This is a genomic window from Parasphingomonas zepuensis, from assembly GCF_036663735.1.
Lineage (GTDB): Bacteria > Pseudomonadota > Alphaproteobacteria > Sphingomonadales > Sphingomonadaceae > Sphingomonas.
Genome location: NZ_JAXOJO010000004.1, coordinates 514,083 through 537,428, shown reverse-complemented (window position 1 = coordinate 537,428; position 23,346 = coordinate 514,083). Strand labels below are relative to the sequence as shown.

The following is a 23,346-nucleotide window of genomic DNA, read 5'->3' as shown; positions in this document are numbered from 1 at the left end:
CGGTCCATTTCGGGGAGCGGCGAGCGGATATCGATGCAGGTCGACTTCTATCATCTGACCACGCAGCCGCTCGACCGCGTCTTGCCGCGCATCGCCGAACGAGTCGTCGATGGCGGCGGGCGGTTGCTGATCGTGGCCGAAAGCGAAGCACAACGGGACGCGCTGGACCGGCTGCTGTGGACCTACGCGCCCGAAAGCTTCCTCGCCCATGCCCAGGCCGACGGCGTGGCTGACACTGTCCAGCCAATCCTGATCGCCGGATCGGCTCAGGCGACCAACGCTGCCCGCAATATCGCTCTCGCCGACGGCATCTGGCGGGATGAGGCGCTGGCGTTCGACCGGGCGTTTCATTTCTTCGATTCCGATCGAATCGCCGAGGCGCGCCTCGCGTGGAAAGCGCTCGCCGATCGTGATGGGATCGAACGCCGTTACTGGAAGCAGAACGACGCCGGGCGCTGGGAACAGGCCGCCTGACAGGTCCGTGCGGACTTGCATCGCGTGGCGCTCCCGCCTAGGGGAGCCGCGACTTTTCAGCCCTTTTAACCACAGGAGCCCGTGACCGTCATGGCCGCGAACCGTACCTTTTCGATCATCAAGCCCGATGCCACACGCCGCAACATCACCGGCGCCGTCACGAAGATGCTGGAGGACGCCGGCCTGCGCGTCGTCGCCTCCAAGCGCATCCAGATGACCAAGGACCAGGCCGAGGGCTTTTACGGCGTTCATCGCGAGCGCCCCTTCTTCAACGACCTGGTGTCCTTCATGATCTCCGGCCCGGTCGTCGTGCAGGTGCTCGAGGGCGAGAACGCCGTGCAGCGCAACCGCGACATCATGGGCGCAACCAACCCGGCGAACGCCGATGCCGGCACGATCCGCAAGGAACTGGCCGAGTCGATCGAAGCGAATTCGGTGCATGGTTCGGATTCGGACGAGAATGCGGCGATCGAGATCGCCTATTTCTTCAAGCCGGAAGAAATCGTCGGCTGAATGTAATGGCGGAGGCGACGCCTGGTCGCCTCCGCCGTTTTCTTTGATCTTTGACGTCGGCGCGATCCCTCGTGACGCGCAATTTACTTGGCTGGCGCCGGTTTCTCTCGTGCCCATAACGCCTCGAGACGCGCTGCCTGCGATGTCCGTTCACGCAGCAGGATGCCCTTGAGCCGCAGCACCCGTCCTTGCAGCACCCGGCCTTTGGTCTGCCAGACCACGTCATAGATCGCGCTGTCGCTGCGCTGCTTGTCCGCATCCCAATAGTTGCTCGTGATCAGCACGGGAACGCGGCCCTGCCGGACGTCCGGGCCATTGTCGGTTGCCTTCAGGATCGGGCCGGAGAACCAGTCAGCTTCGATATGCGGCTCCAGCACACTCGTCTGCGCGGCCACGCCCAGCGCGGCGGGAAAGCGCACGTCGATGCTCTGGATCTGGTGCGCATCGTCCTTCAGCGCCAGGCGCGCGCCGCCCTGCTCGGGTGTCGCGGTCAACAGGACGAGCGTGCGGGCCTTGCTCTCGCTCGCCCGTTCGGCCCGTTTCTCCTGATCGTCAGCGCGGCGATCCGACCAGCTCATCCACAGGCTCAGCGCGGCGATCAGCAGGCCGGCGACGCCGACGACTTCGGCGAGCGTGACCCAGCGCCGCCGCGTCGCCGCTGCCTCCGCCCGATCGACGGCTTGCTGTGCAGCGTTCTGGAGGACCGGGTCGGGCGGCGCGGAAAGCGGATCGGGCGATGGTGTCGGTGGAGGAAGGGGTGTTTCATCGCTCATCGTCCGCCAGCCTCCAGCAGTTTTCGGGGTGCGACCAGCTCCCAGCTTATCGCGATCCGGTCGCCGATATGATCCCAGTCGGTTGCGCCCCGGTCCAGGCGCATGCCGATCCAGCCGCTCGGCCCAGTATAAGCCGGCACGAAATACAGCTCGGGATCCATCTCGACAAGCATCGCCTGCTCCTCGCGCCCGCTGGTCTTGACCTGCACCGCGGTGCGATCGTCGCCGTGATGGTTATGCGAGAAGTAGGCGAAGACCTTGCCCTTTTCGATGAAGAAGGTGGGGGAACCGTGCGAGATTTTCTCGACGGCGCAGGGCAGGGCCATGCAGAGGTCGCGGACTTTCGCGAGGACTGGCTCTGGATCGGGACTCATCGCGTCGCGAAGTCTGCCAGAACCTTCGGATAAAGGCGATGCTCTTCGGCAAGCACGCGCGCTGACAGGGTGTCGGCGGTATCATCCGGAAGGATCCGCACTTCGGCCTGCCCCAGCACGTCGCCGCCGTCCAGCTCCTCGGTGACGATATGGACCGAGCAGCCGGCAACCGCGTCGCGTGCATCGATGGCGCGCTGATGGGTGTCGAGACCCTTGTATTTGGGCAGCAGCGAAGGATGGATGTTGATGATCCGACCGCGCCACCGCCCGACGAAATCGTCGGAGAGCAGGCGCATATAGCCGGCCAGAGCGATGATCTCGACGCCGGCATCGCGAAGCGCGGAGTCGATTGCCGCCTCATATTCGGCCTTGGGCATGCCCTTTGGGGACTGGGCGAAAGTGTGGAGGCCGGCGTCGCGTGCCCAGGCGAGGCCTGCTGCGTCTGGCTTGTCGGAGGCCACGATGGCGACGTCGTACGGGGAAGCGGGGTCGCGCGCTGCCTCAGCCAGCGACATCATGTTCGATCCCCGGCCCGAAATCAGAATGCCGACCTTCGCCCTACGCCTCATGCGTCGCCGACCAGGCAGCCCGCGCACTCCAGGCCTCGTCGTTCCCGAATACCGTGCAGCCCCGCGGCCCAGCCTCGATCGATCCGATTGCAAATACTGTTTCACCAGCGGCTTCCAGCGCCGACTTCACCCCATCAACCTCGGCCGCAGCCACCACCGCGACCATGCCGATCCCGCAATTGAACGTCCGCGCCATTTCCTCGGGTTCGATCGCGCCCTGGCCCTGCAGGAACGCCATGAGGCGCGGCTGCGGCCACGCATCGGCGTCGATTCGCGCGTGCACGCCCTCGGGAAGCACGCGGGGCACATTCTCCAGCAGTCCGCCGCCGGTGATGTGTGCGAGGCCTCTGATCCGCTTCTCGGCGAGCAACGGCAGCAACGATTTCACATAAATCCGCGTGGGGGCCATCAACAGATCGATCAGGATCGAGTCCTGATCGAACAGGGCCGGGCGATCGAGTTTCCAGCCGCGGTCCGTCGCCAGCCGCCGTACCAGCGAGAAGCCGTTCGAGTGCACGCCCGACGAAGCGAGGCCGAGGATCACATCGCCCGGCGCGATCTCGGCACCGGTCAGCACCCGGTCCCGCTCGACCGCGCCGACGCAGAAACCGGCAAGGTCGTAGTCGCCTTCGGCATACATGCCCGGCATCTCCGCGGTTTCGCCGCCGATCAGCGCGCAACCGGCCTGTTTGCAGCCATCCGCGATCGAGGCGACGACGCGCTCGGCAACCGCCGCATCCAGCTTGCCGCTGGCATAATAATCCAGGAAGAACAGCGGCTCAGCGCCTTGCACGATCAGATCGTTCACGCACATCGCGACCAGATCGACGCCGACACCGTCGTGCCGGTCATGATCGATCGCAAGCTTCAGCTTGGTGCCGACACCGTCATTCGCCGCGACCAGCAGCGGATCCTTGAAGCCGGCCGCCTTCAGATCGAAGAAACCGCCAAAGCCGCCGAGATCCGCATCGGCTCCCGGACGGCGCGTCGATTTTGCCAGCGGCCCGATCGCACGCACAAGCGCATTGCCAGCCGCGATGGAAACGCCGGCATCGGCATAAGTGTAGGGACTGTTTTGTCGGGGATCGTCGGTCATCGTCGCCGCCTAGCCATATCCTGCTTGGATTTCCACGCCTGCTTCGCCAAAAGGGCGCGCAATGATTGCCCGCCGCCTTGTCCGCCTGCTTCCGCTCGCCCTGGCGATCGCCGTCACCGGCGGAATCGTCGCAGCGCAGGGAGACGATGGGGGCGATGCCGCCACCACGCCGGGCGACAGCTCCGGCAGCTACGAGGTCAGCGGCGTCCAGGTCGACGTGACCGCGAAGACCGCGGAAGCGGCCCGTACCGGTGGCTGGCGAATCGCCCAGCGCAAGGGCTGGCAGATGCTCTCGCAGCGGCTGGGAGGAGACGGCAGCCTCGTTTCCGACGGCACGCTCGATTCGATGGTTTCGGGTATCGTGGTCGAGAACGAGCAGATCGGCCCGAACCGCTATGTCGCGCGCCTCGGCGTGTTGTTCAGCCGCGCGCGGGCCGGTGCCCTGCTCGGCGTGGCGGGGCGCTCGATGCGGTCGGCGCCGATGCTCACCATCCCGATCGAATGGTCGGGCGGGGCTGGGCAGGCGTTCGAGCAGAAGACGGCATGGCAGGAGGCCTGGAGCCGCTATCGCACCGGCAACAGCGCGATCGACTATGTCCGGCCCGCTGGCTCCGGGCCCGATTCGCTGTTGCTCAACGCCGGCCAGGCCGGCCGGCCTGGCCGCGCCTGGTGGCGCACCATTCTCGATCAATATGGCGCATCCGACATCCTGATCCCGGTGGTGCGCCTGTCCCGGCAATGGCCGGGCGGCCCGATCATCGGGGTATTCGAGGCGCGGCACGGCCCGGATAACCGAATCATCGCGCGCTTCACCCTGCGCGTCGGCAACGGCGATGCGCTGCCGGTGCTGCTCGATGCCGGCGTGAAACGCATCGACGACGCCTATCAGGCTGCGTTGCGCGGTGGCGTGCTGCATACCGATCCCGGCCTTTCCTACCGGTTGCCAACCGCGACAGAAGTCGTGGATGAGGAACCCGGGGAGAGTGCGGTCGAGGCAGTCGATACGGCCGATGTGCCCGCCGGCACGGCGATCAGCATTCAGGTCGATACGCCCGGCGCGGCGTCCGTCTCCGCGACCGAATCCGCGTTGCGCGGCGTGCCGGGCGTGCGTTCGGCCATCACAACCAGCCTGGCGTTGGGCGGCGTTTCGGTGATGCGGGTGGCGTTCGACGGCGATCCGGCGGCACTCCGCCCGCTGCTCGAAGCCCGCGGCTGGACGGTGCAGGGAAGCGGCACGACGCTGCGTATCCGCCGCGCCGGAGCCCCTTCGCAGGGTCAGGGTGCAACGCCGGCGCCACCCCCGGAAAACGCGACCAACGGATGAGCCAGATCGCGCTGCCATTCGATTGGCCGCCGGACCCGCGCGACGACGAGTTTCTCGTCAGCGATTCGAACGCCCGTGCGGTCCAGCTGCTCGAACATTGGAGCACCTGGCCAGTGATGGCGGTCGTGCTGACCGGGCCGCGAAAGTCTGGGCGCAGCCTGCTCGCGCGCATCTTCGCGGCGAAGAGCGGCGGCGAGATCATCGACGACGCCGAACGTCAGAGCGAAAGCGCGATCTTCCATGCCTGGAACCGGGCGCAGGAGACGCGCCACCCGCTGGTAGTGGTAGCCGACGCCGCGCCGCCTGAATGGTCGATCAAGCTGCCCGATCTTCGCTCTCGCCTGACGGCAAGCCCGATCGCGCGAATCGGTCCGCCCGATGAGACGCTGATGCAGGCCTTGTTCGAACGGTTGTTCCTGCGCCGCGGCCTCGATGCCCGGCCGGACCTGATCCAATGGCTGATTCTCCGGGTCGAACGCAGCCATATCGCCCTTCTGCGCACGATCGATGTGCTCGATCAGGCCGTGCTCGAACGCCACAGGCGCTTGTCGATTCCGCTCGCACGGGCCACATTGGCTGAAGCGGGGCTGATTGCCGGCCGCGCACCCGAATTACCGATCGAGAACCTATGACACGGCCCGCCCATATCGTGCGTCTGGACGATGACGACGATCCCTTCGTCTCGAGCGAAGGTAGCGATCGTTATTTCAATCGCGAGCTATCGTGGCTGGCCTTCAACCGGCGCGTGCTGGAAGAGGCGTGCAATCCCGCCCATCCCTTGCTTGAGCGGGTGCGATTCCTGTCGATCTCGGGCTCCAACCTCGACGAATTCTTCATGGTCCGCGTCGCCGGCCTTAAGGGACAGCAATTGCAGGATGTCGACCGGCTGTCAGTCGATGGCATGTCCTCGCGCCAGCAGCTGGCGGTGATCGTGGCCGAGGCTGACGAGCTGGTGGAGAGCCAGCGCAAGGTGTGGCGCGTCCTGCGCAACGAGCTGGCCGATACCGGCATCGAAGTGCTCGGATCGAAGACCATCGACACCACGGTCACAGCCGAAGAGGTGACCTGGCTCGAAAACCATTTCCGGGAGCAGATATTCCCGATCCTGACGCCGCAGGCGCTCGATCCGGCGCATCCGTTCCCGTTCATGCCCAACAAGGGCCTGGCGGTGATGTTCGATCTGGTCCGCTTGTCGGATTCCGAGCCGATCCGCGAACTCGTCATGCTGCCGGCGCCGATGGCCCGCTTCGTGCGATTGCCGGGCGACAGGGCGCGCTATGTCGCCGTCGAATCCCTGGTGAAGCGCTTCTCGACGCTGATCTTTCCCGGATATGAGGTGCTCGGCGCCGCCGAGTTCCGCGTGTTGCGCGACAGCGACATCGAGATCGAGGAAGAGGCGGAGGATCTGGTCCGCTATTTCGCCAACGCGATCAAGCGCCGCCGGCGCGGCCGGGTGATTCGGCTCGAGCTGGAAAGCGGCATGCCGGAAGTGTTGTCCAAGGCCCTGCGCGGGGAGTTGGGCGGGGCAGACGCCTTCGTCACCGAAAGCGGCGCGTTTCTCGGCGTGGGCGATCTCGAATCGATCGTCGACGAAGATCGGCCCGATCTGAAATTCCCGCCCTACAGCCCGCGCTTTCCCGAGCGGATCCGCGAATTCAACGGCGATTGCTTCGCGGCGATCCGCGCCAAGGACATCGTCGTCCACCATCCGTACGAGACGTTCGACGTGGTGCTGGCCTTTCTCCGCCAGGCGGCAGCCGATCCGGACGTGGTCGCGATCAAGCAGACGCTGTACCGCGCCGGCAAGCAGCCCGCCGTCATCAATGCGCTGATCGCGGCGGCCGAGGCTGGCAAATCCGTCACTGCCGTGGTCGAGCTGAAGGCCCGCTTCGACGAGGAGCAGAATCTGCTCTGGGCCTCGGCGCTGGAGCGGGCTGGCGTGCAGGTCGTCTATGGCTTCATGGAGTGGAAAACTCACGCCAAGGTCTCGATGGTCGTGCGCCGCGAGGCGGGACAGTTCCGCACCTATTGCCATTTCGGCACCGGCAACTATCATCCGGTAACGGCAAAAATATATACCGATCTCAGCTTCTTCACGGCCGATCCTCGTATCGGGCGTGATGCCGCCCAGATGTTCAATTACGTCACCGGCTATGTCGAACCGCAGGACATGGCGCTGGTCAGCCTGTCGCCGCGCGACATGCGTCCGCGTCTGGTGAGCTTGATCGATGCCGAGATCGCCTTTGCCAAGGCCGGCAAGCCCGGCGCGATCTGGGCAAAGATGAATTCGGTGGTCGATCCGGCAGTGATCGAGAAGCTCTACGAAGCCAGCGCGGCCGGCGTGCGGATCGACCTGATCATTCGGGGCATCTGCTGCCTGAAGCCTGGCGTGCCGGGCCTGTCCGAGAATATCCGCGTCAAATCGGTGATCGGCCGCTTCCTGGAGCACAGCCGCATCTGGGCGTTCGGCAACGGCAAGGCGCTGCCCAATGACGGCGCGAAGATATTCATTTCCTCCGCAGACTGGATGCCGCGCAATTTCGACCGCCGGGTCGAATATATGCTCCCGATCGAGAATCCGACGGTGCACGACCAGATTCTGGATCAGGTGATGGTCGCCAACCTGATCGACAACGAACAGAGCTGGGAATTGCACGGCGACGGCAGCTATGTGCGGGCCGAGCCGGGCGACCGGCCGTTCAACCTGCATCGTTATTTCATGACCAACCCGTCGCTGTCCGGGCGCGGCGCCGCATTGTCGGCCAGCGACTCCGTGCCGAAACTTTCGCTCAGCCGCAGGCGTTAAGGGGCGTGGCCACGCTCCTTTTCCGCAAACCGAAGGCCGATACGGCCGCCGAGCCGCGTACCGGCATCATCGATATCGGGTCCAATTCGATCCGTCTCGTGGTCTATCAGGGGCCGGAGCGACTTCCGGCCATCCTGTTCAACGAAAAGGTGATGGCTGGCCTTGGCCGCGGCCTTGCCGAGACCGGGGCGATCGCCAAGCCCGCACTGGACGTGGCGGCGGAAGCACTCGCCCGCTTCGCGGCGGTCGCGCGGGAGATGGAGGTAACACGCCTGCGCACTGTCGCGACCGCGGCGGTGCGCGAAGCCTCGAATGGCCAGGCCCTGCTCGATACGGCGAACGCGCTAGGGCTAGATGTCGAGTTGCTCTCGGGCGAGCAGGAGGCGATGGCGGCGGGCGAAGGAGTCATTTCGGCTATTCCAGATGCTGACGGGATCGTCGGCGATCTTGGCGGTGGCAGCCTCGAGCTCGTGCGGATCTCGGGCGGCAAGGTGCGCGACCGCGTTTCCTTTCCGCTCGGCGTGCTGCGTATCGGGGCGATCCGCGCAAAGGGACCTGGCGCGCTCGAGCGCCAGCTCTTCAAGGCGCTCAAGGCTGCCGACTGGATCGGCCGGGGTGAGGGCCTGCCGCTCTATCTCGTCGGCGGTTCCTGGCGCGCGCTTGCCCGGCTGGACATGCACCTGAACAGCTATCCGCTGCCGGTGATTCACGAATATGCGATGGGCCTGCCCGCTGTCGCGCGCATGTGCCGCACCATCAGCCATGTGCCGAAGGGCTGGCTGCGTGCGATCCCCGGCCTGTCGTCAGGGCGCGCCGCGACGCTGGGCGACGCGGCTGCCCTGCTCGCGGCGTTGCTCAAGCATCTGAGGTCCGACACTACGATCGTATCGGCGTTCGGCCTGCGCGAGGGGCTGCTCTACGGCACACTCGACAAGGAAGTGCGGGCGGAGGACCCCCTGATCGTCGCCGCGCGCGACGAGGGGCAGCGCCATGGCCGCTTCGCCGAACATGGTGACTTGCTCGATCGCTGGATCGCGCCGTTGTTCCTGCGCGACACGCCGGCTCAGGCACGACTGCGGCTGGCCGCGTGCCTGCTCGCTGATGTCGGCTGGCGGGCGAACCCAGAGTTTCGCGCCGAACGCGGCGTTGAGATCGCGCTGCACGGGAATTGGGTGGCGATCGATGCGCGCGGTCGCGCCGTCGTGGCGCAGGCATTGTTCACCAGCCTGGGCGGCGGCACCACGATCCCGTCACCGCTCGAAGAACTCGCTCCTGCCGAGGATCTCAAGCAGGCGATCACCTGGGGCCTCGCCATGCGGCTCGGCCAGCGGCTCAGCGGCGGCCTGGCCGGTCCACTCCGACGATCGCGCCTGACCGACGATGGCGAGGTCGTCACGCTCCATGTGGCGGCGGACGATCTCGCGCTGTATGGGGAAGCCGTGGAACGGCGCCACGGCGCGCTGGCGGTTGCGCTCGGCAGGAAGCCGATCGTTACCGCGTAACATTGAGCCGCGCCGTTCGCGATCATCCGCAGTGGAGTCGGGTGATCACATCCTTCTCGTCGAGGTCGATGCTCAGCCGGTCGGTACGGTAATCCATCGTCACCGCCATGCCCGGCCTGATGACGCGCACGGTCTTTGCGCCGGAGCGCACCCGCGTTCGATCGCCCAATGCAGCGGAATAGGGCTTGCCCACCGCATCGGTAATACCGTCGACCGAGCAGGCTGCGAGCTGTGCCGGCTCAGGGACGGGAGGCACCGGCGCACAGGCCGCCACTCCCGCAAGCAAAAGGATCGCCTTCATCATGCTACATCCTCGGTTCGGGTCATCTTCAGTCGGCCGTTGATCACGGTGAACCCAAGCCGGCCCTCGACCAGGTCGAGCGCGTCGCGACCGAATTGGTCGAATCGCCAGCCTTGCAGGATCGACAGATCCTCGCGCTGCCCGGCGGCCAGCGCCTCCAGATCCTCGCTGCGCGCGAGCAGCCGCGACGCCACGTCGATTTCCTTGGAGCGGATCTTGAGCAGCAGCTTCAGCAGATCGGCGACCAGGGCGCCGTCCTTGCCGAGGCCAGGCTTGCGATCGTCGCGCGCCGGCATTTCCTCCGGGCTCATCGGCACGGCGGCTTCGAGCGCCGCCATTAGCCGGCCACCGATATCATTGCCGGCCCAGGTCGCCGACAATCCGCGCACCTTGGCCAGATCTGCCTGCCGCTTTGGTGCATGGCCGGCGAGATCGGCCAGTGTCTCATCCTTGACGATGCGGCCGCGCGGAAGATCCTTGCTGCGTGCTTCCAACTCGCGCCACCGCGCCAGTGCTTTCAGCCGCCCGAGCACCTCGGGCTTGCGGCCGGCAATCCGCACGCGCTTCCAAGCCTCTTCCGGATCATTGGCGTAGTTGGCGGGATCGCCGATCCGCTCCATCTCCTGGTCGAGCCACGCGCCACGCCCGGTCTTGCGCAGTCGCTCCAGCATCTTGGGGAAGATCCTGGCGAGATGGGTGACGTCGCCGATCGCATATTCGATCTGCCGTGCATCGAGCGGGCGCCGGCTCCAGTCAGTGAAGCGCGCGCCCTTGTCGACCACGATACCGAGATAGGCATCGACCAGGTTCGAATAGCCGACCTGCTCGCCTTGCCCCAGCGCCATCGCCGCGATCTGCGTGTCGAACAGCGGGAAGGGAGTCTTGCCGGTCAGGTTGTAGATGATTTCCAGATCCTGCCCGCCGGCATGGAACACCTTCAGCACATCCTGATTCTCGACCATCAGATCGAGCAACGGGGTCATGTCGAGCCCGGCCGCCATCGGATCGATCGCCGCCGCCTCGTTCACATCGGCGATCTGGATCAGGCAGAGTTCCGGCCAGAAGGTATTCTCCCGCATGAACTCGGTATCGACACACACGAAGTCAGCCTGGCTGAGTCGGGCGCAGAGATTGGCGAGGGTGGCGCTGTCGGTGATCAGTGGATGGATATGCATCGGGACGCCATAGACATGTGACGCCGCCTTGACAAAGTGGCGTATCACGGGGAAGCGCGGCGCTTCGCGCAACCGCCGAAGATTTGAACGAAGAGACGATCATGCACGCCTATCGCACCCACACCTGCGCAGCGCTTCGCCCCGAGCATGTCGGGCAGGAAGTCCGCGTTTCCGGCTGGATTCACCGCAAGCGCGAGCACGCCAACGTTCTTTTCGTCGATCTGCGCGATCATTACGGAATCACCCAGGTCGTGGTCGAGACGGATTCGGATCTCTATCCGACGGTCAACAACGCGCGGGCCGAATCCGTCCTGACCTTCACCGGCATCGCTGCGGCGCGCTCGCCGGAGACGATCAACCCGAAGCTGCCGACCGGCGAGATCGAGCTTCGGCCATCTTCGGTCGTGGTCCAGTCGTCCGCGCAGGAACTGCCCCTCCCGGTGTTCGGCGAGGCCGAATATCCCGAGGATATCCGCCTGCGCTATCGCTTCCTCGATCTGCGGCGCGAGCGGCTCCATGCCAACATCATGCTGCGTTCCAAGGTCATCACCTCGCTGCGCCAGCGGATGAACGGGCAGGGCTTCACTGAATTCCAGACGCCGATCCTGACTGCATCGAGCCCCGAGGGCGCGCGCGATTATCTCGTCCCGAGCCGGGTCCATCCCGGCAAATTCTATGCGCTTCCGCAGGCGCCCCAGATGTTCAAGCAGCTGCTGATGGTCGCCGGTTTCGACCGCTATTTCCAGATCGCGCCGTGCTTCCGCGACGAGGACGCGCGTGCCGATCGCAGCCCGGGCGAATTCTACCAGCTCGATTTCGAGATGAGCTTCGTCACGCAGGACGATGTCTTCGCGGCGATCGAGCCGGTGCTGCACGGGGTGTTCGAGGAATTCGCCGACTGGCAGGGCAAGGGGCGCACGGTCTCCGCGCTGCCGTTCCAGCGTATCCCGTACCGCGAATCGATGCTGAAATATGGCAGCGACAAGCCCGACCTGCGCAACCCGATCCTGATTTCCGATGTCGGGCATCATTTCGTCGACTCGGGCTTCGGCCTGTTCGCCGGCATCGTCGCGGGCGGCGATGTGGTGCGCGCGATCCCGGCGCCCAATACCGCCGACAAGAGCCGCAAATTCTTCACCGACATGAACGACTGGGCGCGGGCCGAGGGCCATGCAGGGCTGGGGTACATCACGCAGAAAGACGGCGAGCTGGGCGGGCCGATCGCCAAGAATCACGGCGAGGAAGCGACCCGGAAGCTGATCGCCGAGATGGGGCTCGGCCCGAACGACGGCATCTTCTTTGCCGCCGGCAAGGAACTCGCCGCGGCCAAGCTCGCCGGCGCGGCCCGCGCCCGCATCGGCCAGGAACTGGGCCTGATCGACGAGAGCCGCTTCGAATTCTGCTGGATCGTCGATTTCCCGATGTTCGAATATGACGAGGACGCCAAGAAGGTCGATTTCAGCCACAACCCCTTCTCGATGCCGCAGGGCGAGATGGAAGCGCTGGAAACCATGGATCCACTAGATATTCTTGCTTATCAGTACGATATCGTTTGCAACGGGGTCGAACTCTCATCTGGCGCGATCCGGAACCATCGGCCGGAGATCATGTACAAGGCGTTCGAGATCGCCGGTTACAGCCAGACCGATGTCGATACGAACTTCGCCGGCATGATCAACGCCTTCAAGTTCGGTGCGCCCCCGCATGGTGGCTCGGCCCCGGGTATCGACCGCATGGTGATGCTGCTGGCGGGCGAGCCGAACATCCGCGAGGTGGTTCTCTTCCCGATGAACCAGAAGGCCGAGGATCTGATGATGGGCGCGCCCAACTTCGCCACCGCGAAGCAGCTGCGCGAACTCAACATCCGCACGATCGAGGTGGCTTCGGCCAAGCCGGCGATCGAGGCGGTCCGGCCGGAATAGGGCGCGAGGGAACAGGTTGTTCCCTCCGTTCGCTTCTCGACTTCGTTCGACACGAACGGTTAGGGAGGCGGCATGGCTATCAACCTTTCGGACTTTGAATCCGGCGCCAAATACAAGGGCGACTATGAAGACGACCTCGCCAAGCTGCAGGAGCGGCTGGCGCACATCCAGGTCGCGCATATCGTGCACAGGCGCCGCGCGCTGATCCTGCTCGAAGGCTGGGACGCGGCGGGGAAGGGGGGCATCATCCAGCGCCTCACCGCTGAATGGGATCCGCGCAACTTCCAGGTCTGGCCGATCAAGGCGCCTACCGCGGATGAGCTGGCGCACCATTTCCTGTGGCGCTTCTGGAAGAAGCTGCCGGGCAACGGCAACATCGCGGTGTTCGACCGCAGCTGGTACGGCCGGGTGCTGGTCGAGCGTGTCGATGGTTTCGCGACCGAGGCCGAATGGCGTCGTGGCTATGACGAGATCAACGAGTTCGAAGCGCAGCAGGCCGATTCGGGCACGACCATCGTGAAGCTGTTCGTCCATGTCACGCAGAAGGAACAGGACGAACGCCTGAAGGCGCGCCTGCTGCATCCGTGGAAGCGCTGGAAGACCGGCCTGGCCGACTATCACAATCGCGAGAAGCGCGCGGCCTATCTCGATGCGATGGCCGAGATGTTCCGTCGCACCGATACCCGCTGGGCGCCGTGGCACGCGATCGACGGCAACAACAAGAAGGCGGCGCGCATTGCTGCGCTGACCGTCATCGCCGACCGACTCGAGGCAAACATCCCGATGGACCCGCCACCGATCGATCCCGAAGTGGAAAAGACCGCGCGCAAGGCGCTGGGCATCAAATAAACCGGTTGCCGCGTGGTCGATCAGGCCGGGGCGAAATCGCCATTGTCGTCCATCACGTGCAGGATGCCATCAGCGATCGCGAAATAGGCGCCGCGCAGCCGCAAGGCGCCGGCCGCTTCGCGCTCGGGTATGCAGGGGAAGGTCCGCAGGTTGCGGATGCTGACGCGCACGGTTTCGAGTTCGAGCGCGCGCATCGCCTCCGGCCCGACGCCATATTCAGCCACGATTCGTTCGCGGGCTTCATCGAGCATATCGACCCAATGGGCGATGAACCCGCCTGCTCCGGGCGCGCGGCCTTGGAAGCGCTGCGACAGGGCCGCCTCGACGCCGCCGCACGATCCGTGACCCATCACCATCACCTCGGTCACTTCGAGCTGAGTCACCGCGAACTCTAGCGCCGCGGAGACGCCGTGACGGCTGCCGTCCAACTCGAACGGCGGCACCAGATTGGCAATATTGCGCACGACGAAGATTTCGCCCGGCGACGTATCGAAGATCTGGGCTGGATCGACTCGGCTGTCCGAGCAGGCAATCACCATGACGCTGGGCCGCTGGCCCTGGCGCAAATCGACCCATCGTTCGCGCTGGCGCGACCATTCGGTGTTGCGGAAACGATGATAGCCATCGAGCAAGTCTGAGAAACCGGTCATATCGCCCCATTTGCACCCCGCGCGGGGGGTGGCAAGGGCGCTTCCCAGTCGCTATCTGGCCTGCATGAACGAGATGACGCCGCTCGCCGCTGAAAGCCCGCTGGTTCCACGTCAGCGCAAGCCCGACTGGATCAGGGTCAAGGCTCCCACAAGTATCGGTTTCGCCGAAACCAAGGCGATGATGCGCCGGCTCAACCTCAACACCGTGTGCGAGGAAGCTGCCTGCCCGAACATCGGCGAGTGCTGGACCAAGAAGCACGCGACGGTGATGATCCTGGGTGACACCTGCACAAGGGCCTGCGCCTTCTGCAACGTGAAGACGGGCATGCCCCGCGCGGTCGATGCGTTCGAACCGCAGCACACGGCCGATGCCGCCGCAGAACTCGGGCTCGAACATATCGTCATCACCTCGGTCGATCGGGACGACCTCCCGGATGGCGGCGCGAGCCAGTTCGTCAAGGTGATCCAGGCACTCCGCCGCACGACGCCGAAGACGACGATCGAGATTCTTACGCCCGATTTCCGCAACAAGGCGCAGGCCGCGGTTGAATCGATCGTCGAGGCCGGGCCGGACGTCTACAACCACAATCTCGAAACGGTGCCGCGGCTTTACCCGACGATCCGCCCGGGCGCGCGCTATTATGCGTCGCTACGCCTGCTCGAATCGGTCAAGCGGCATGATCCGTCGATCTTCACCAAGTCCGGTGTGATGGTCGGGCTCGGGGAAGAGCGCCTCGAGGTCCATCAGGTGATGGACGACATGCGCTCCGCCGACATCGATTTCCTCACGATGGGCCAGTATCTCCAGCCGACGCCGAGGCATGCGAAAGTGCTCGATTTCGTCACGCCCCAGGCGTTCGACGCCTATGCGGCGATCGCCCGGGCGAAGGGATTCCTGCTGGTTGCCGCCTCGCCGCTGACCCGGTCGAGCTATCACGCGGGCGATGATTTCGCGAAGATGCGGGCCGCGCGCGAGGCGAAGCTGGCGAGGGGCTGATGCCGCGCCACTCCGAAACGCGCCGGCTGCCCTACACACGGGAACAGATGTTCGACCTGGTTGCCGATGTCGGCAGCTATGGGCAGTTTCTGCCATGGGTGACCGCTGTACGGATCCGGTCGAACAGCGACACCGAGATGGTCGCCGACCTGATCGTCGGCTTCAAGGGACTGCGCGAGACCTTCACGTCGAAGGTCGCCAAGACCAGGCCCGACCGCATCCATGTCGATTATCTCGACGGCCCGCTCAAATATCTGCGCAACGACTGGGTTTTCCATCCGGAAGGCGATGGCTGCCGGATCGATTTCAGCGTCGATTTCGCTTTCAAGAACCGCGTGTTCGAGATGCTGGCCGGCCAGGTTTTCGGCGCGGCGCTGCGCAAGATGATCGGGGCCTTCGAAGAGCGCGCGGCAAAGCTTTATGGTTCGCCGGCAGCCGGCAGCAGCAGTTCGAGCGCACATAGCGCCGCCTGAAGGCGAATGCCGCCGCGGCCGAGATCGCCGAAATCCTTGCGGTCGGCGACGACATGGCCCGGATCGCCGCCTTTTTCCGCCCGCGCGAAGACGACTGTGCCGACCGGCTTCTTCTCGGTGCCGCCGCCTGGGCCAGCGACGCCGGTGATCGCCACTGCGACGTCGGCTCCGCTCAACTCGAGCGCCGATTGCGCCATGGCCCAGGCAGTAGCGATCGAGACCGCGCCAAAGGTTTCAAGCAGGTCCGGGCTGACTCGCAGCATGTCGAGCTTCGCGCCGTTGGAATAGGTAACGAAGCCCGATTCGAACATTTCGGACGAGCCGGGGATTTCGGTGATGGCTGCAGCAACGAGGCCGCCGGTGCAGCTTTCCGCGACGCTCACATGCCGCCCGGCTGCGATATTCGCCTCGACGACGCGTCGCGCGGCGGCGACGAGTTCAGCCGGAAGGATCGTGTCGGTAGTCATGACATTTGTCCCGGAATCCTGATCGTGGCGATGGCCTGGGCGGCGATTCCCTCACCGCGTCCGGCAAAGCCGAGGCGTTCGGTCGTGGTCGCCTTGACGCTAATCTGCCCCGGCGAAACCCGCAACAAGGTGGCGATCCGATCGCGCATCGCCATCCGGTGCGGCCCGATCTTCGGTGCCTCGCAGATCAGGGTAAGGTCGATGAAATCTATCACGCCGCCGCGCGCCGCGACGAGCGATGCGGCATGTTCCAGGAACTGAGCCGAATCCGCCCCGCGCCACTGCGGGTCGCTAGGCGGGAAATGGGTGCCGATATCCCCTTCGGCAATGGTGCCGAGCAACGCGTCGGTGATTGCGTGGAGCGCTACGTCGGCATCGCTATGTCCCGACAGGCCCTTGTCGTGCGGGATCAGCACCCCGCCGAGCCATAATAGTTCACCCTCGACCAGCCGGTGGACGTCGAACCCGGTCGCGCTGCGCACGCGCATGCCTGTCGCATGGCGCGCCTCGGCCGCGTTGAAGTCGGCGGGATAGGTGATCTTCTCAAGCATCGTGTCTCCCTCGACCAGCGCCACCGTGCCGCCCATCGCGCGCACCATCTGCGCGTCGTCGGTCGGCTCCTCGCCCTGCCACCCGCGATGCGCCGCCAAAACGGCAGCGAACCGAAAGGCCTGAGGCGTCTGGATGCGCTGCAGTCCGTCGCGTGGCACGATTGCGCCAAGCGTGCCCTCGCCCCGCGCCAGGGTATCGGCCACCGGCAGGGCCGGGACGGCGCCCTCTCGCGTTTCCAGCGCGGCAACCAGCCGATTGATGACGGCAGCGCTCAGGAAGGGGCGGGCTGCATCGTGGATCAATACATGATCCGGCGCGTCGCCGGCCAGCGCCTCGAGCCCCGCGCGCACCGATAGCCGGCGGGTTGCGCCACCGGTGACATGCGCGACATCGCCCAGCGCCGCAGCCAGGGATGCTTCCTGGCCATCTCCGATCGCCACGATCACGCGCCCGATGTTCTGGTGGGCCGCCAGCGCGGCGTAGGAGTGGGCGATCATCGGCTTGCCGGCGAGCAGCGCGAACTGCTTGGGCACATTTCCCCCGCTACGCACACCTTGTCCGGCGGCTACGATCAGCGCTGCAGTGCTCCCTCGCGTCATCGGGTTCGCCTAGCGGAAGGCGGTGCCCGCCGCCAGCCTTGCCGCCCGCACCATCCTCGCCTATAGGCTGCCCGTTTTTCAGGCACATGACTCAGACCCAAAATCCTCCCCGGATGGCTCCCATCCAGATCGGATCCGTCCGGATCGAGCGGCCAGTGATTCTGGCGCCGATGACGGGCGTCACCGACATGCCGTTCCGCACCGTCGTGCGCCGTTTCGGCTCGGGCCTCAACGTGACCGAGATGGTCGCCAGCCAGGCCGCGATCCGCGAGACGCGCCAGTCGCTGCAGAAGGCGGCCTGGGATCCTGTCGAGGAGCCCGTCTCGATGCAGCTCGTCGGCTGCACGCCTTATGAGATGGGCGAAGCGGCGAAGCTGAGCGAAGATCGCGGCGCCGCCATCATCGACATCAACATGGGCTGCCCGGTCCGCAAGGTGACCAGCGGCGACGCCGGCTCGGCGCTGATGCGTGATCTGGACAATGCCGGCGCGATCATCCGCGCGACGGTGGACGCGGTCAGCGTGCCCGTTACGGTCAAGATGCGCATGGGATGGGACCATTCGAGCCTCAACGCGCCGGAGCTCGCGAAGATCGCCCAGGATCTTGGCGCGAAGATGGTCACCGTTCATGGCCGCACCCGCAACCAGATGTACCGCGATACCGCTGACTGGGCTTTCATCCGGCGGGTGAAGGACGCGGTATCGATCCCGGTCATTGCCAACGGCGATATCTGCTCGATCGAAGATGCCGAAGCGGCGCTCGAGCAATCCGGCGCGGACGGCGTGATGATCGGTCGCGGTGCTTATGGCCGGCCCTGGCTGCTCGCACAGGTGATGGAGTGGCTAGCAACCGGCCGCCGCATAGCCGACCCGACGGTCGAACAGCAATATGACCTGATTACAGAACATTATGATGCGATGCTGACTCATTACGGTAATGAAGTCGGCGTCAACATGGCGCGCAAGCATATCGGCTGGTACACCAAGGGCCTGCACGGCTCGGCCGAGTTCCGCAACCGGGTGAACCAAATTCCCGATCCCAAAATCGTTCAGGCAATGCTGGCCGAATTCTACGCGCCATGGCGCAGCCGCGCGGCGGCGTGAGGCAATGACCGACAGGGCGGGGCCAGGCTTCGCCGCTATCTTCTCCGCTCTTCCGGTCGCGGTGATGGTGATCGACCCGGCAGGGAAGATCGCGTCGGCCAACGCCGAATGCGAGGCGCTGCTTAACCTGTCCGAACGGGCGATGCGCGGCCAGCCGCTTGAAAGCGTATTCCAGCCGCCGGGCGAGCCCAGCCGAAAGGACAATCAGGGTTTTTCGGCTTTCGACGCCGAGATCGAGATCGTCCGGGGCGGTCGCGTGCTGGTGGATTATATCGAGGCCCGGGTGCCCGATCATGACGGCTGGCGCTCGATCACGCTCCACCACGGCGCCACCTCGCGCCGCATGGGCCATTCGGTGGATCGCGCGTCAGCAGCGCGAGCGGCGATCGGCGCTGCGGCGATGCTGGCGCATGAGATCAAGAATCCGCTCTCGGGCATCCGCGGCGCGGCGCAGTTGCTCGCCGGCGACGGCAATCATGAGCTGACCACGCTGATCACGACCGAGGTGGATCGGATCGCGGCACTGATCGATCGGATGCAGGACTTCACCGATACCCGCCCGCTGAGCCTGAGCCCCGAAAACATCTATCCGCTGCTCGATCATGCGCGCCGGGTCGCGCTCGCGGGCTTCGCGCGACACGTGACGATCGACGAGCGGTTCGATCCTTCGCTTCCGCCGGTGATGACCGATCGCGATGCGATCCTGCAGGTCGTGCTCAACCTGGTAAAGAATGCCACCGAGGCGATGCGGGACCAGGCCGATGCCCGCATCACGCTCGCGACCGCCTATCGCCACGGCATGGCGGTGAGCCCGGCGCCCGGTCGCCCGCGCCAGCCGCTGCCGATCGAGATTTGCGTGATCGACAACGGCCCAGGTGCGCCGGAGGACATCGCCGATCATCTGTTCGATCCCTTCGTATCCGGCAAACCCGAAGGGCAGGGGCTTGGCCTGGCGCTCGTCGACAAGCTGGTGCGCGACATGGGTGGGATCGTGCAATATGCCCGCGAAGGATCGCCGCCCCAGACGGTGTTCCGTATTCTGCTGCCCCGTGGGGCGGCATGATGGCCCGCCAGGAAGAAGAGCCCGACATGAAGATGCTCCGATGAAGGCCCAGGGCACGATCCTGGTGGTTGACGACGACTCGGCGATCCGCACCGTCGTTGCCCAGGCGCTTCGGCGCGAGGGGCACCGCGTGACGACGGCGGCGACGCTCGCCGAGCTCGACGTGCAACTGGCGGCCGGCCTGCCGGATGTATTGATCACCGATGTCGTCCTGCCCGACGGCAACGGCCTTGATCGGGTCGAGCGACTGACCGCCGACCATCCCGGCTTGCCGGTGATCGTCTTCTCGGCCCGCAATACGCTCACCACCGCGGTCCGCGCGACCGAGGTCGGGGCTTATGATTATCTGCCCAAACCCTTCGATCTCGACGTGCTGGCGCGTGCAGTGCAGGGCGCGCTTGCCCGCAACAAGGGCGGGCCGGAGGAACGCGCCGACGAAGTCGATCCGGCCCTGCCGCTGATCGGCCGTTCGCCGGCGATGCAGGATGTGTACCGGATCATCGCGCGCGTCGTGTCGAACGACCTGACGGTGCTGATCTCGGGCGAATCGGGCACGGGCAAGGAACTGGTCGCACGGGCCATCCACGATCTCGGCCCCCGCCGCCGCTCACCCTTCGTCGCGCTCAACATGGCGGCGATTCCGCGCGAGCTGATCGAGGCGGAACTGTTCGGTCACGAGCGTGGCGCTTTCACCGGAGCGCAAGCGCGCTCGGCAGGGCGGTTCGAGCAGGCGGAACGGGGCACCTTGTTCCTGGACGAGATCGGCGACATGCCGATGGAGGCGCAGACCCGGTTGCTCCGCGTGCTGCAATCGGGCGAGTTCACCACCGTCGGCGGCGCTCGCACGATCCGCGCCGATGTTCGCATCGTGGCGGCGACCAACCGGGATCTTGCTCAGCTGGTCGCCGTCGGCCAGTTCCGCGAGGACCTGTTCTACCGGCTCAACGTGGTCCCGGTAAGCTTGCCCGCGCTCCGCGCGCGGCGCCAGGATATTGCCCTGCTTGCACGCCATTTCCTCGATCGCGCCGCTGAAGGTGGCCTGCCGCGCAAGCAGCTCGATGCCGCCGCGATCACGTCGCTGGAAAGCTATGACTGGCCCGGCAACGTCCGTGAACTGGAGAACATCATGCGCCGCATCGCGGTGCTCAGCCGGGACGAGCGGATCGGCGCGGACGAGGTGCGGGCGATGCTCGGCGCGGCATCGTCCGGGCCGGCGCCGTTGCCTGGCGACCCCGGCATCGAGGCGGCGGTACGCGCCCGGCTCGAACGGCTGGCCCGCGAGGAGCCGGCTGCGCTGGACGATGGCAGCCTGTACGACCGCATCATCGGCGAGGTCGAGCGCCCGTTGATCGAGGCGTTGCTCGCGCGCCACGGCCAGAACCAGTTGCGCGCTGCGCGCGCGCTCGGGATAAACCGGAATACCTTGCGCAAACGGCTCGATACGCTCGGTATAGAACCGGACGGAGGACGGTCGGGCGGTCCCGAGACGGGCTGACCCGTGTAATTTGTGTGTTTTCCTTGCAACAAAACGTTGTATTGAAGACACGATGACAGCCGAAGTGGCTCCAGCTCCCGGAATGAAACAGCTGACCTGGCGCTTCAGTGTAACGCCGTTCGTCGAATTGCTGGTGCTGGCCGGCGCGATCGCCATCGCGATCGGTAGCTATTTCATCATCACCAGCGGCGCTGGATCGCCCACGCTCCTCACGCCGTCGCTGGTGGCGCTCCTGCTGGTCGCCAACCTGCTGCCGGGCGTTGCGCTGCTCGTCCTGCTCGGACGCAGGATCGCGATGCGGCGCGCAGCGCGGTCGCCGATCGGCGGAAAGGGCAGATTACACGTTCGCCTCGTCGCGCTTTTCTCGGTCATCGCGGCGGTACCGACCCTGCTGGTGGTGATTTTCGCGTCGTTACTCTTCCAATATGGCGTGGAATTCTGGTTCTCCGACCGGGCTCGCGGGATGCTGGAGAACGCGACCACGCTCGCCCAGGAGAATTCCAAGGCCGAACTGAATCGGGTCAGCAATGAAACCACCACCATGGGTGGCGACCTGGCCGATTATCTTCATGCCAACTCTCTGGATGACAAGCGTTTTTCTCAATATTACGGATATCAGGTCTATCGCCGCAACCTGTCGGAAGCGGTGATCGCCCGGGTCGGATCGGATGGCCAGACTCGCGTGTTGGCGATGGTCAATCTCTACGATCGCCCGCTCGACAAGGTCATCACGCCGGAGATTGTCGCGTCGATCAATCGCGGCACCCCGAGCGTCATCATCCAGAGCCAGGATCGCGCCGCGGCGGTCGTGAAGCTCGATTATGGCGACGACACCTATCTCTACGCGGCGCGCATATTCGACCCCGAACTGGCGACTCAGCTCAAGCGCGGGGAAACGATCCTGAGCGACTATCGCACGCTTCAGACCCGATCGCGTTCGCTCCAGCTCCAGTTCAATGCCGCTTTGCTGGTCATTTCGTTGTTGATCGTCGCAATCGCAGTGTGGATTGCGCTCGAGGTCGCCGATCGCCTTGTGCGGCCGGTGGGTGAGCTCGTGGATGCGGCGCACCGCGTGGCAACCGGCGATCTCACTGCCCGGGTGCCCACGCCCAAGACCGACGACGAGGTTGGTACGCTGGGCACTGCGTTCAACCAGATGACAGACCGCCTCGAGCAACAGACCGGCGCGCTGGAAAGCCGGCGCGCGCTGATCGAGGCAGTGATGTCGGGCGTCAGCGCTGGCGTGATCTCCATCGCGGCCGATGGCGGGATCAGGCTGATCAATCGCTCGGCCGCGATGCTGCTTCATACCGGGGACGAAAATCTGATTGGCCGACAGCTCGGCGAGATTTCGCCCGAGCTCGCCGCCCTGATCCGCGGCGATACGCGCGAGGCGATCGTTGAGGTGGAGGTGGGCGGCGAAGCCAGGACGCTGGCGGTAAAGATCGCGCGCGCCGACGAGGGCCCGATCCTGACCTTCGACGATATCACCGGCCAGCTGCTCGACCAGCGCCGCGCCGCCTGGGCCGATGTGGCCCGACGCATCGCGCACGAGATCAAGAATCCGCTCACGCCGATTCAGCTCGCCGCCGAACGGCTCCAGCGCCGCTATGCGAAGCAGCTGCCGAATGACGATGGCACCTTTACCCGTCTGACCGAGACGATCGTTCGCCAGGTCGGCGATCTCCGCCGCATGGTCGACGAATTCTCCTCCTTCGCGCGCATGCCCAAGCCGGTGTTCCGCGAGGAATCGCTGCTCGATATCGCGCGGCAAGCATTGTTCCTGCACGAGGTCGCGCATCCGCTCATCGCCTTCGAGCTTGTCCATGACGATCCCGGCCCCGAACTGGTGTGCGACCGTCGGCAGATTGGCCAGGCGCTCACCAACATCGTCAAGAATGCCGTCGAGGCGATCGAGGAGCGTGGCGACGGCGGCAATGGCCGGATCGAGATGACCCTGGTCGAGCGGGGCCATCTTGTGACGGTCTGCGTCGCCGATAACGGCATCGGCCTGCCGGCCGCGCGCGATCGCCTGGTCGAGCCCTATGTCACCACACGAGCGCGGGGCACCGGCCTCGGCCTCGCGATCGTGAAGAAGATCGTCGAGGAACATTGCGGCACCATCAGCTTTGCCGATCGGGAAGGGGGCGGCACGATGGTGACGATGACGTTCGATACGGCTGCACTCGCGGCGATCGAGACCGGCGACCACGACACGATCGAGGGGGAAGACCGCCGGACCCCTGAACTCACACGAAATCGGACCTGA

23 protein-coding genes are annotated in these 23,346 nt (G+C 65.4%); 14 read left to right on the top strand and 9 right to left on the bottom strand.

The genetic code is table 11. The features are described from left to right. The first annotated feature begins 33 nt into the window (after positions 1-33). Positions 34-474 (top strand): DNA polymerase III subunit chi, encoded by a 441-nt coding sequence (locus U1769_RS17675; RefSeq protein WP_332718607.1) that lies wholly within the window; start codon positions 34-36, stop codon positions 472-474. Between the two features lie 90 nt (positions 475-564). After that, entirely contained in the window at positions 565-987 is a 423-nt protein-coding gene (gene ndk / locus U1769_RS17670; RefSeq protein ID WP_332718605.1) for a nucleoside-diphosphate kinase, read from the top strand. An 83-nt stretch (positions 988-1,070) separates the two neighbouring features. Here the strand turns inward: ndk and U1769_RS17665 are convergent, their stop codons facing one another. From U1769_RS17665 to purM, 4 genes are read right to left on the bottom strand one after another with little or no spacing between them, the layout of a single operon-like run. Beyond that, complete coding sequence (locus U1769_RS17665; protein WP_332718604.1) at positions 1,071-1,760, bottom strand: hypothetical protein; 690 nt, start codon at positions 1,758-1,760, stop codon at positions 1,071-1,073. Then, positions 1,757-2,086, bottom strand: a complete 330-nt coding sequence (locus U1769_RS17660) for an MmcQ/YjbR family DNA-binding protein (RefSeq protein ID WP_332718602.1) — start codon at positions 2,084-2,086, stop codon at positions 1,757-1,759. The genes U1769_RS17665 and U1769_RS17660 overlap by 4 nt, the downstream gene beginning before the upstream one ends. A 44-nt stretch (positions 2,087-2,130) precedes the next feature. Continuing rightward, positions 2,131-2,703, bottom strand: coding sequence for a phosphoribosylglycinamide formyltransferase (gene purN / locus U1769_RS17655; protein ID WP_332718600.1), 573 nt, complete (start codon positions 2,701-2,703; stop codon positions 2,131-2,133). Continuing rightward, positions 2,693-3,799: a phosphoribosylformylglycinamidine cyclo-ligase gene (gene purM / locus U1769_RS17650; RefSeq protein WP_332718598.1), complete on the bottom strand. Its 1,107-nt coding sequence runs from the start codon at positions 3,797-3,799 to the stop codon at positions 2,693-2,695. The genes purN and purM overlap by 11 nt, the downstream gene beginning before the upstream one ends. 61 nt (positions 3,800-3,860) lie before the next feature. Between purM and U1769_RS17645 the strand changes: the two genes are divergently transcribed. The 4 genes from U1769_RS17645 to U1769_RS17630 are packed head-to-tail and all read left to right on the top strand — an operon-like array spanning position 3,861 to position 9,431. Further along, complete coding sequence (locus tag U1769_RS17645; RefSeq protein WP_332718596.1) at positions 3,861-5,123, top strand: heavy-metal-associated domain-containing protein; 1,263 nt, start codon at positions 3,861-3,863, stop codon at positions 5,121-5,123. Continuing rightward, positions 5,120-5,755 carry an HdaA/DnaA family protein gene (locus U1769_RS17640; protein WP_332718594.1) on the top strand — a complete coding sequence of 212 codons (636 nt, stop codon included), beginning with the start codon at positions 5,120-5,122 and terminating at the stop codon, positions 5,753-5,755. The genes U1769_RS17645 and U1769_RS17640 overlap by 4 nt, the downstream gene beginning before the upstream one ends. Further along, positions 5,752-7,929 (top strand): RNA degradosome polyphosphate kinase, encoded by a 2,178-nt coding sequence (locus U1769_RS17635; RefSeq protein ID WP_332718592.1) that lies wholly within the window; start codon positions 5,752-5,754, stop codon positions 7,927-7,929. Before U1769_RS17640 ends, U1769_RS17635 begins: the two co-directional genes overlap by 4 nt. 5 nt (positions 7,930-7,934) lie before the next feature. After that, a complete protein-coding gene (locus tag U1769_RS17630; protein ID WP_332718590.1) occupies positions 7,935-9,431 on the top strand; it encodes a Ppx/GppA phosphatase family protein in 1,497 nt (498 codons plus the stop codon). Between the two features lie 22 nt (positions 9,432-9,453). Here U1769_RS17630 and U1769_RS17625 read toward each other — a convergent pair whose 3' ends face one another. Both U1769_RS17625 and rnd read right to left on the bottom strand, forming a co-directional pair. Continuing rightward, positions 9,454-9,735 (bottom strand): I78 family peptidase inhibitor, encoded by a 282-nt coding sequence (locus tag U1769_RS17625; RefSeq protein ID WP_332718588.1) that lies wholly within the window; start codon positions 9,733-9,735, stop codon positions 9,454-9,456. Then, the gene (rnd, locus tag U1769_RS17620; RefSeq protein ID WP_332718586.1) at positions 9,732-10,907 is read right to left on the bottom strand and encodes a ribonuclease D; all 1,176 of its coding nucleotides are present in this window, start codon (positions 10,905-10,907) and stop codon (positions 9,732-9,734) included. The genes U1769_RS17625 and rnd overlap by 4 nt, the downstream gene beginning before the upstream one ends. A 101-nt stretch (positions 10,908-11,008) precedes the next feature. On the opposite strand from rnd, the gene aspS reads away from it, so the two are divergent. After that, positions 11,009-12,829 (top strand): aspartate--tRNA ligase, encoded by a 1,821-nt coding sequence (aspS, locus tag U1769_RS17615; RefSeq protein ID WP_332718761.1) that lies wholly within the window; start codon positions 11,009-11,011, stop codon positions 12,827-12,829. Between the two features lie 72 nt (positions 12,830-12,901). After that, positions 12,902-13,678: a polyphosphate kinase 2 family protein gene (locus U1769_RS17610; protein ID WP_332718584.1), complete on the top strand. Its 777-nt coding sequence runs from the start codon at positions 12,902-12,904 to the stop codon at positions 13,676-13,678. Positions 13,679-13,698: 20 nt separating this feature from the next. On the opposite strand, the gene U1769_RS17605 is transcribed toward U1769_RS17610, so the two are convergent. After that, positions 13,699-14,328, bottom strand: coding sequence for a carbonic anhydrase (locus tag U1769_RS17605; RefSeq protein ID WP_332718582.1), 630 nt, complete (start codon positions 14,326-14,328; stop codon positions 13,699-13,701). A gap of 64 nt (positions 14,329-14,392) precedes the next feature. On the opposite strand from U1769_RS17605, the gene lipA reads away from it, so the two are divergent. Continuing rightward, the gene (lipA, locus tag U1769_RS17600) at positions 14,393-15,325 is read left to right on the top strand and encodes a lipoyl synthase (RefSeq protein WP_332718580.1); all 933 of its coding nucleotides are present in this window, start codon (positions 14,393-14,395) and stop codon (positions 15,323-15,325) included. Continuing rightward, positions 15,325-15,798, top strand: a complete 474-nt coding sequence (locus U1769_RS17595) for a type II toxin-antitoxin system RatA family toxin (protein ID WP_332718578.1) — start codon at positions 15,325-15,327, stop codon at positions 15,796-15,798. The genes lipA and U1769_RS17595 overlap by 1 nt, the downstream gene beginning before the upstream one ends. Here the strand turns inward: U1769_RS17595 and U1769_RS17590 are convergent. After that, positions 15,744-16,265, bottom strand: a complete 522-nt coding sequence (locus U1769_RS17590; RefSeq protein WP_332718575.1) for a CinA family protein — start codon at positions 16,263-16,265, stop codon at positions 15,744-15,746. The genes U1769_RS17595 and U1769_RS17590 overlap by 55 nt on opposite strands. Continuing rightward, the gene (locus U1769_RS17585) at positions 16,262-17,416 is read right to left on the bottom strand and encodes a bifunctional 2-C-methyl-D-erythritol 4-phosphate cytidylyltransferase/2-C-methyl-D-erythritol 2,4-cyclodiphosphate synthase (RefSeq protein ID WP_332718573.1); all 1,155 of its coding nucleotides are present in this window, start codon (positions 17,414-17,416) and stop codon (positions 16,262-16,264) included. Before U1769_RS17585 ends, U1769_RS17590 begins: the two co-directional genes overlap by 4 nt. Before the next feature lie 113 nt (positions 17,417-17,529). On the opposite strand from U1769_RS17585, the gene dusB reads away from it, so the two are divergent. The 4 genes from dusB (at position 17,530) to U1769_RS17565 (ending at position 23,346) form a co-directional block, all read left to right on the top strand. After that, on the top strand, positions 17,530-18,519 hold the full coding sequence (gene dusB / locus U1769_RS17580; RefSeq protein WP_332718570.1) for a tRNA dihydrouridine synthase DusB: 990 nt from the start codon (positions 17,530-17,532) through the stop codon (positions 18,517-18,519). A gap of 4 nt (positions 18,520-18,523) precedes the next feature. Further along, entirely contained in the window at positions 18,524-19,582 is a 1,059-nt protein-coding gene (locus tag U1769_RS17575; protein WP_332718567.1) for a two-component system sensor histidine kinase NtrB, read from the top strand. Between the two features lie 40 nt (positions 19,583-19,622). After that, entirely contained in the window at positions 19,623-21,077 is a 1,455-nt protein-coding gene (gene ntrC, locus U1769_RS17570) for a nitrogen regulation protein NR(I) (RefSeq protein WP_332718564.1), read from the top strand. Between the two features lie 82 nt (positions 21,078-21,159). Further along, complete coding sequence (locus U1769_RS17565) at positions 21,160-23,346, top strand: sensor histidine kinase (protein WP_332718562.1); 2,187 nt, start codon at positions 21,160-21,162, stop codon at positions 23,344-23,346.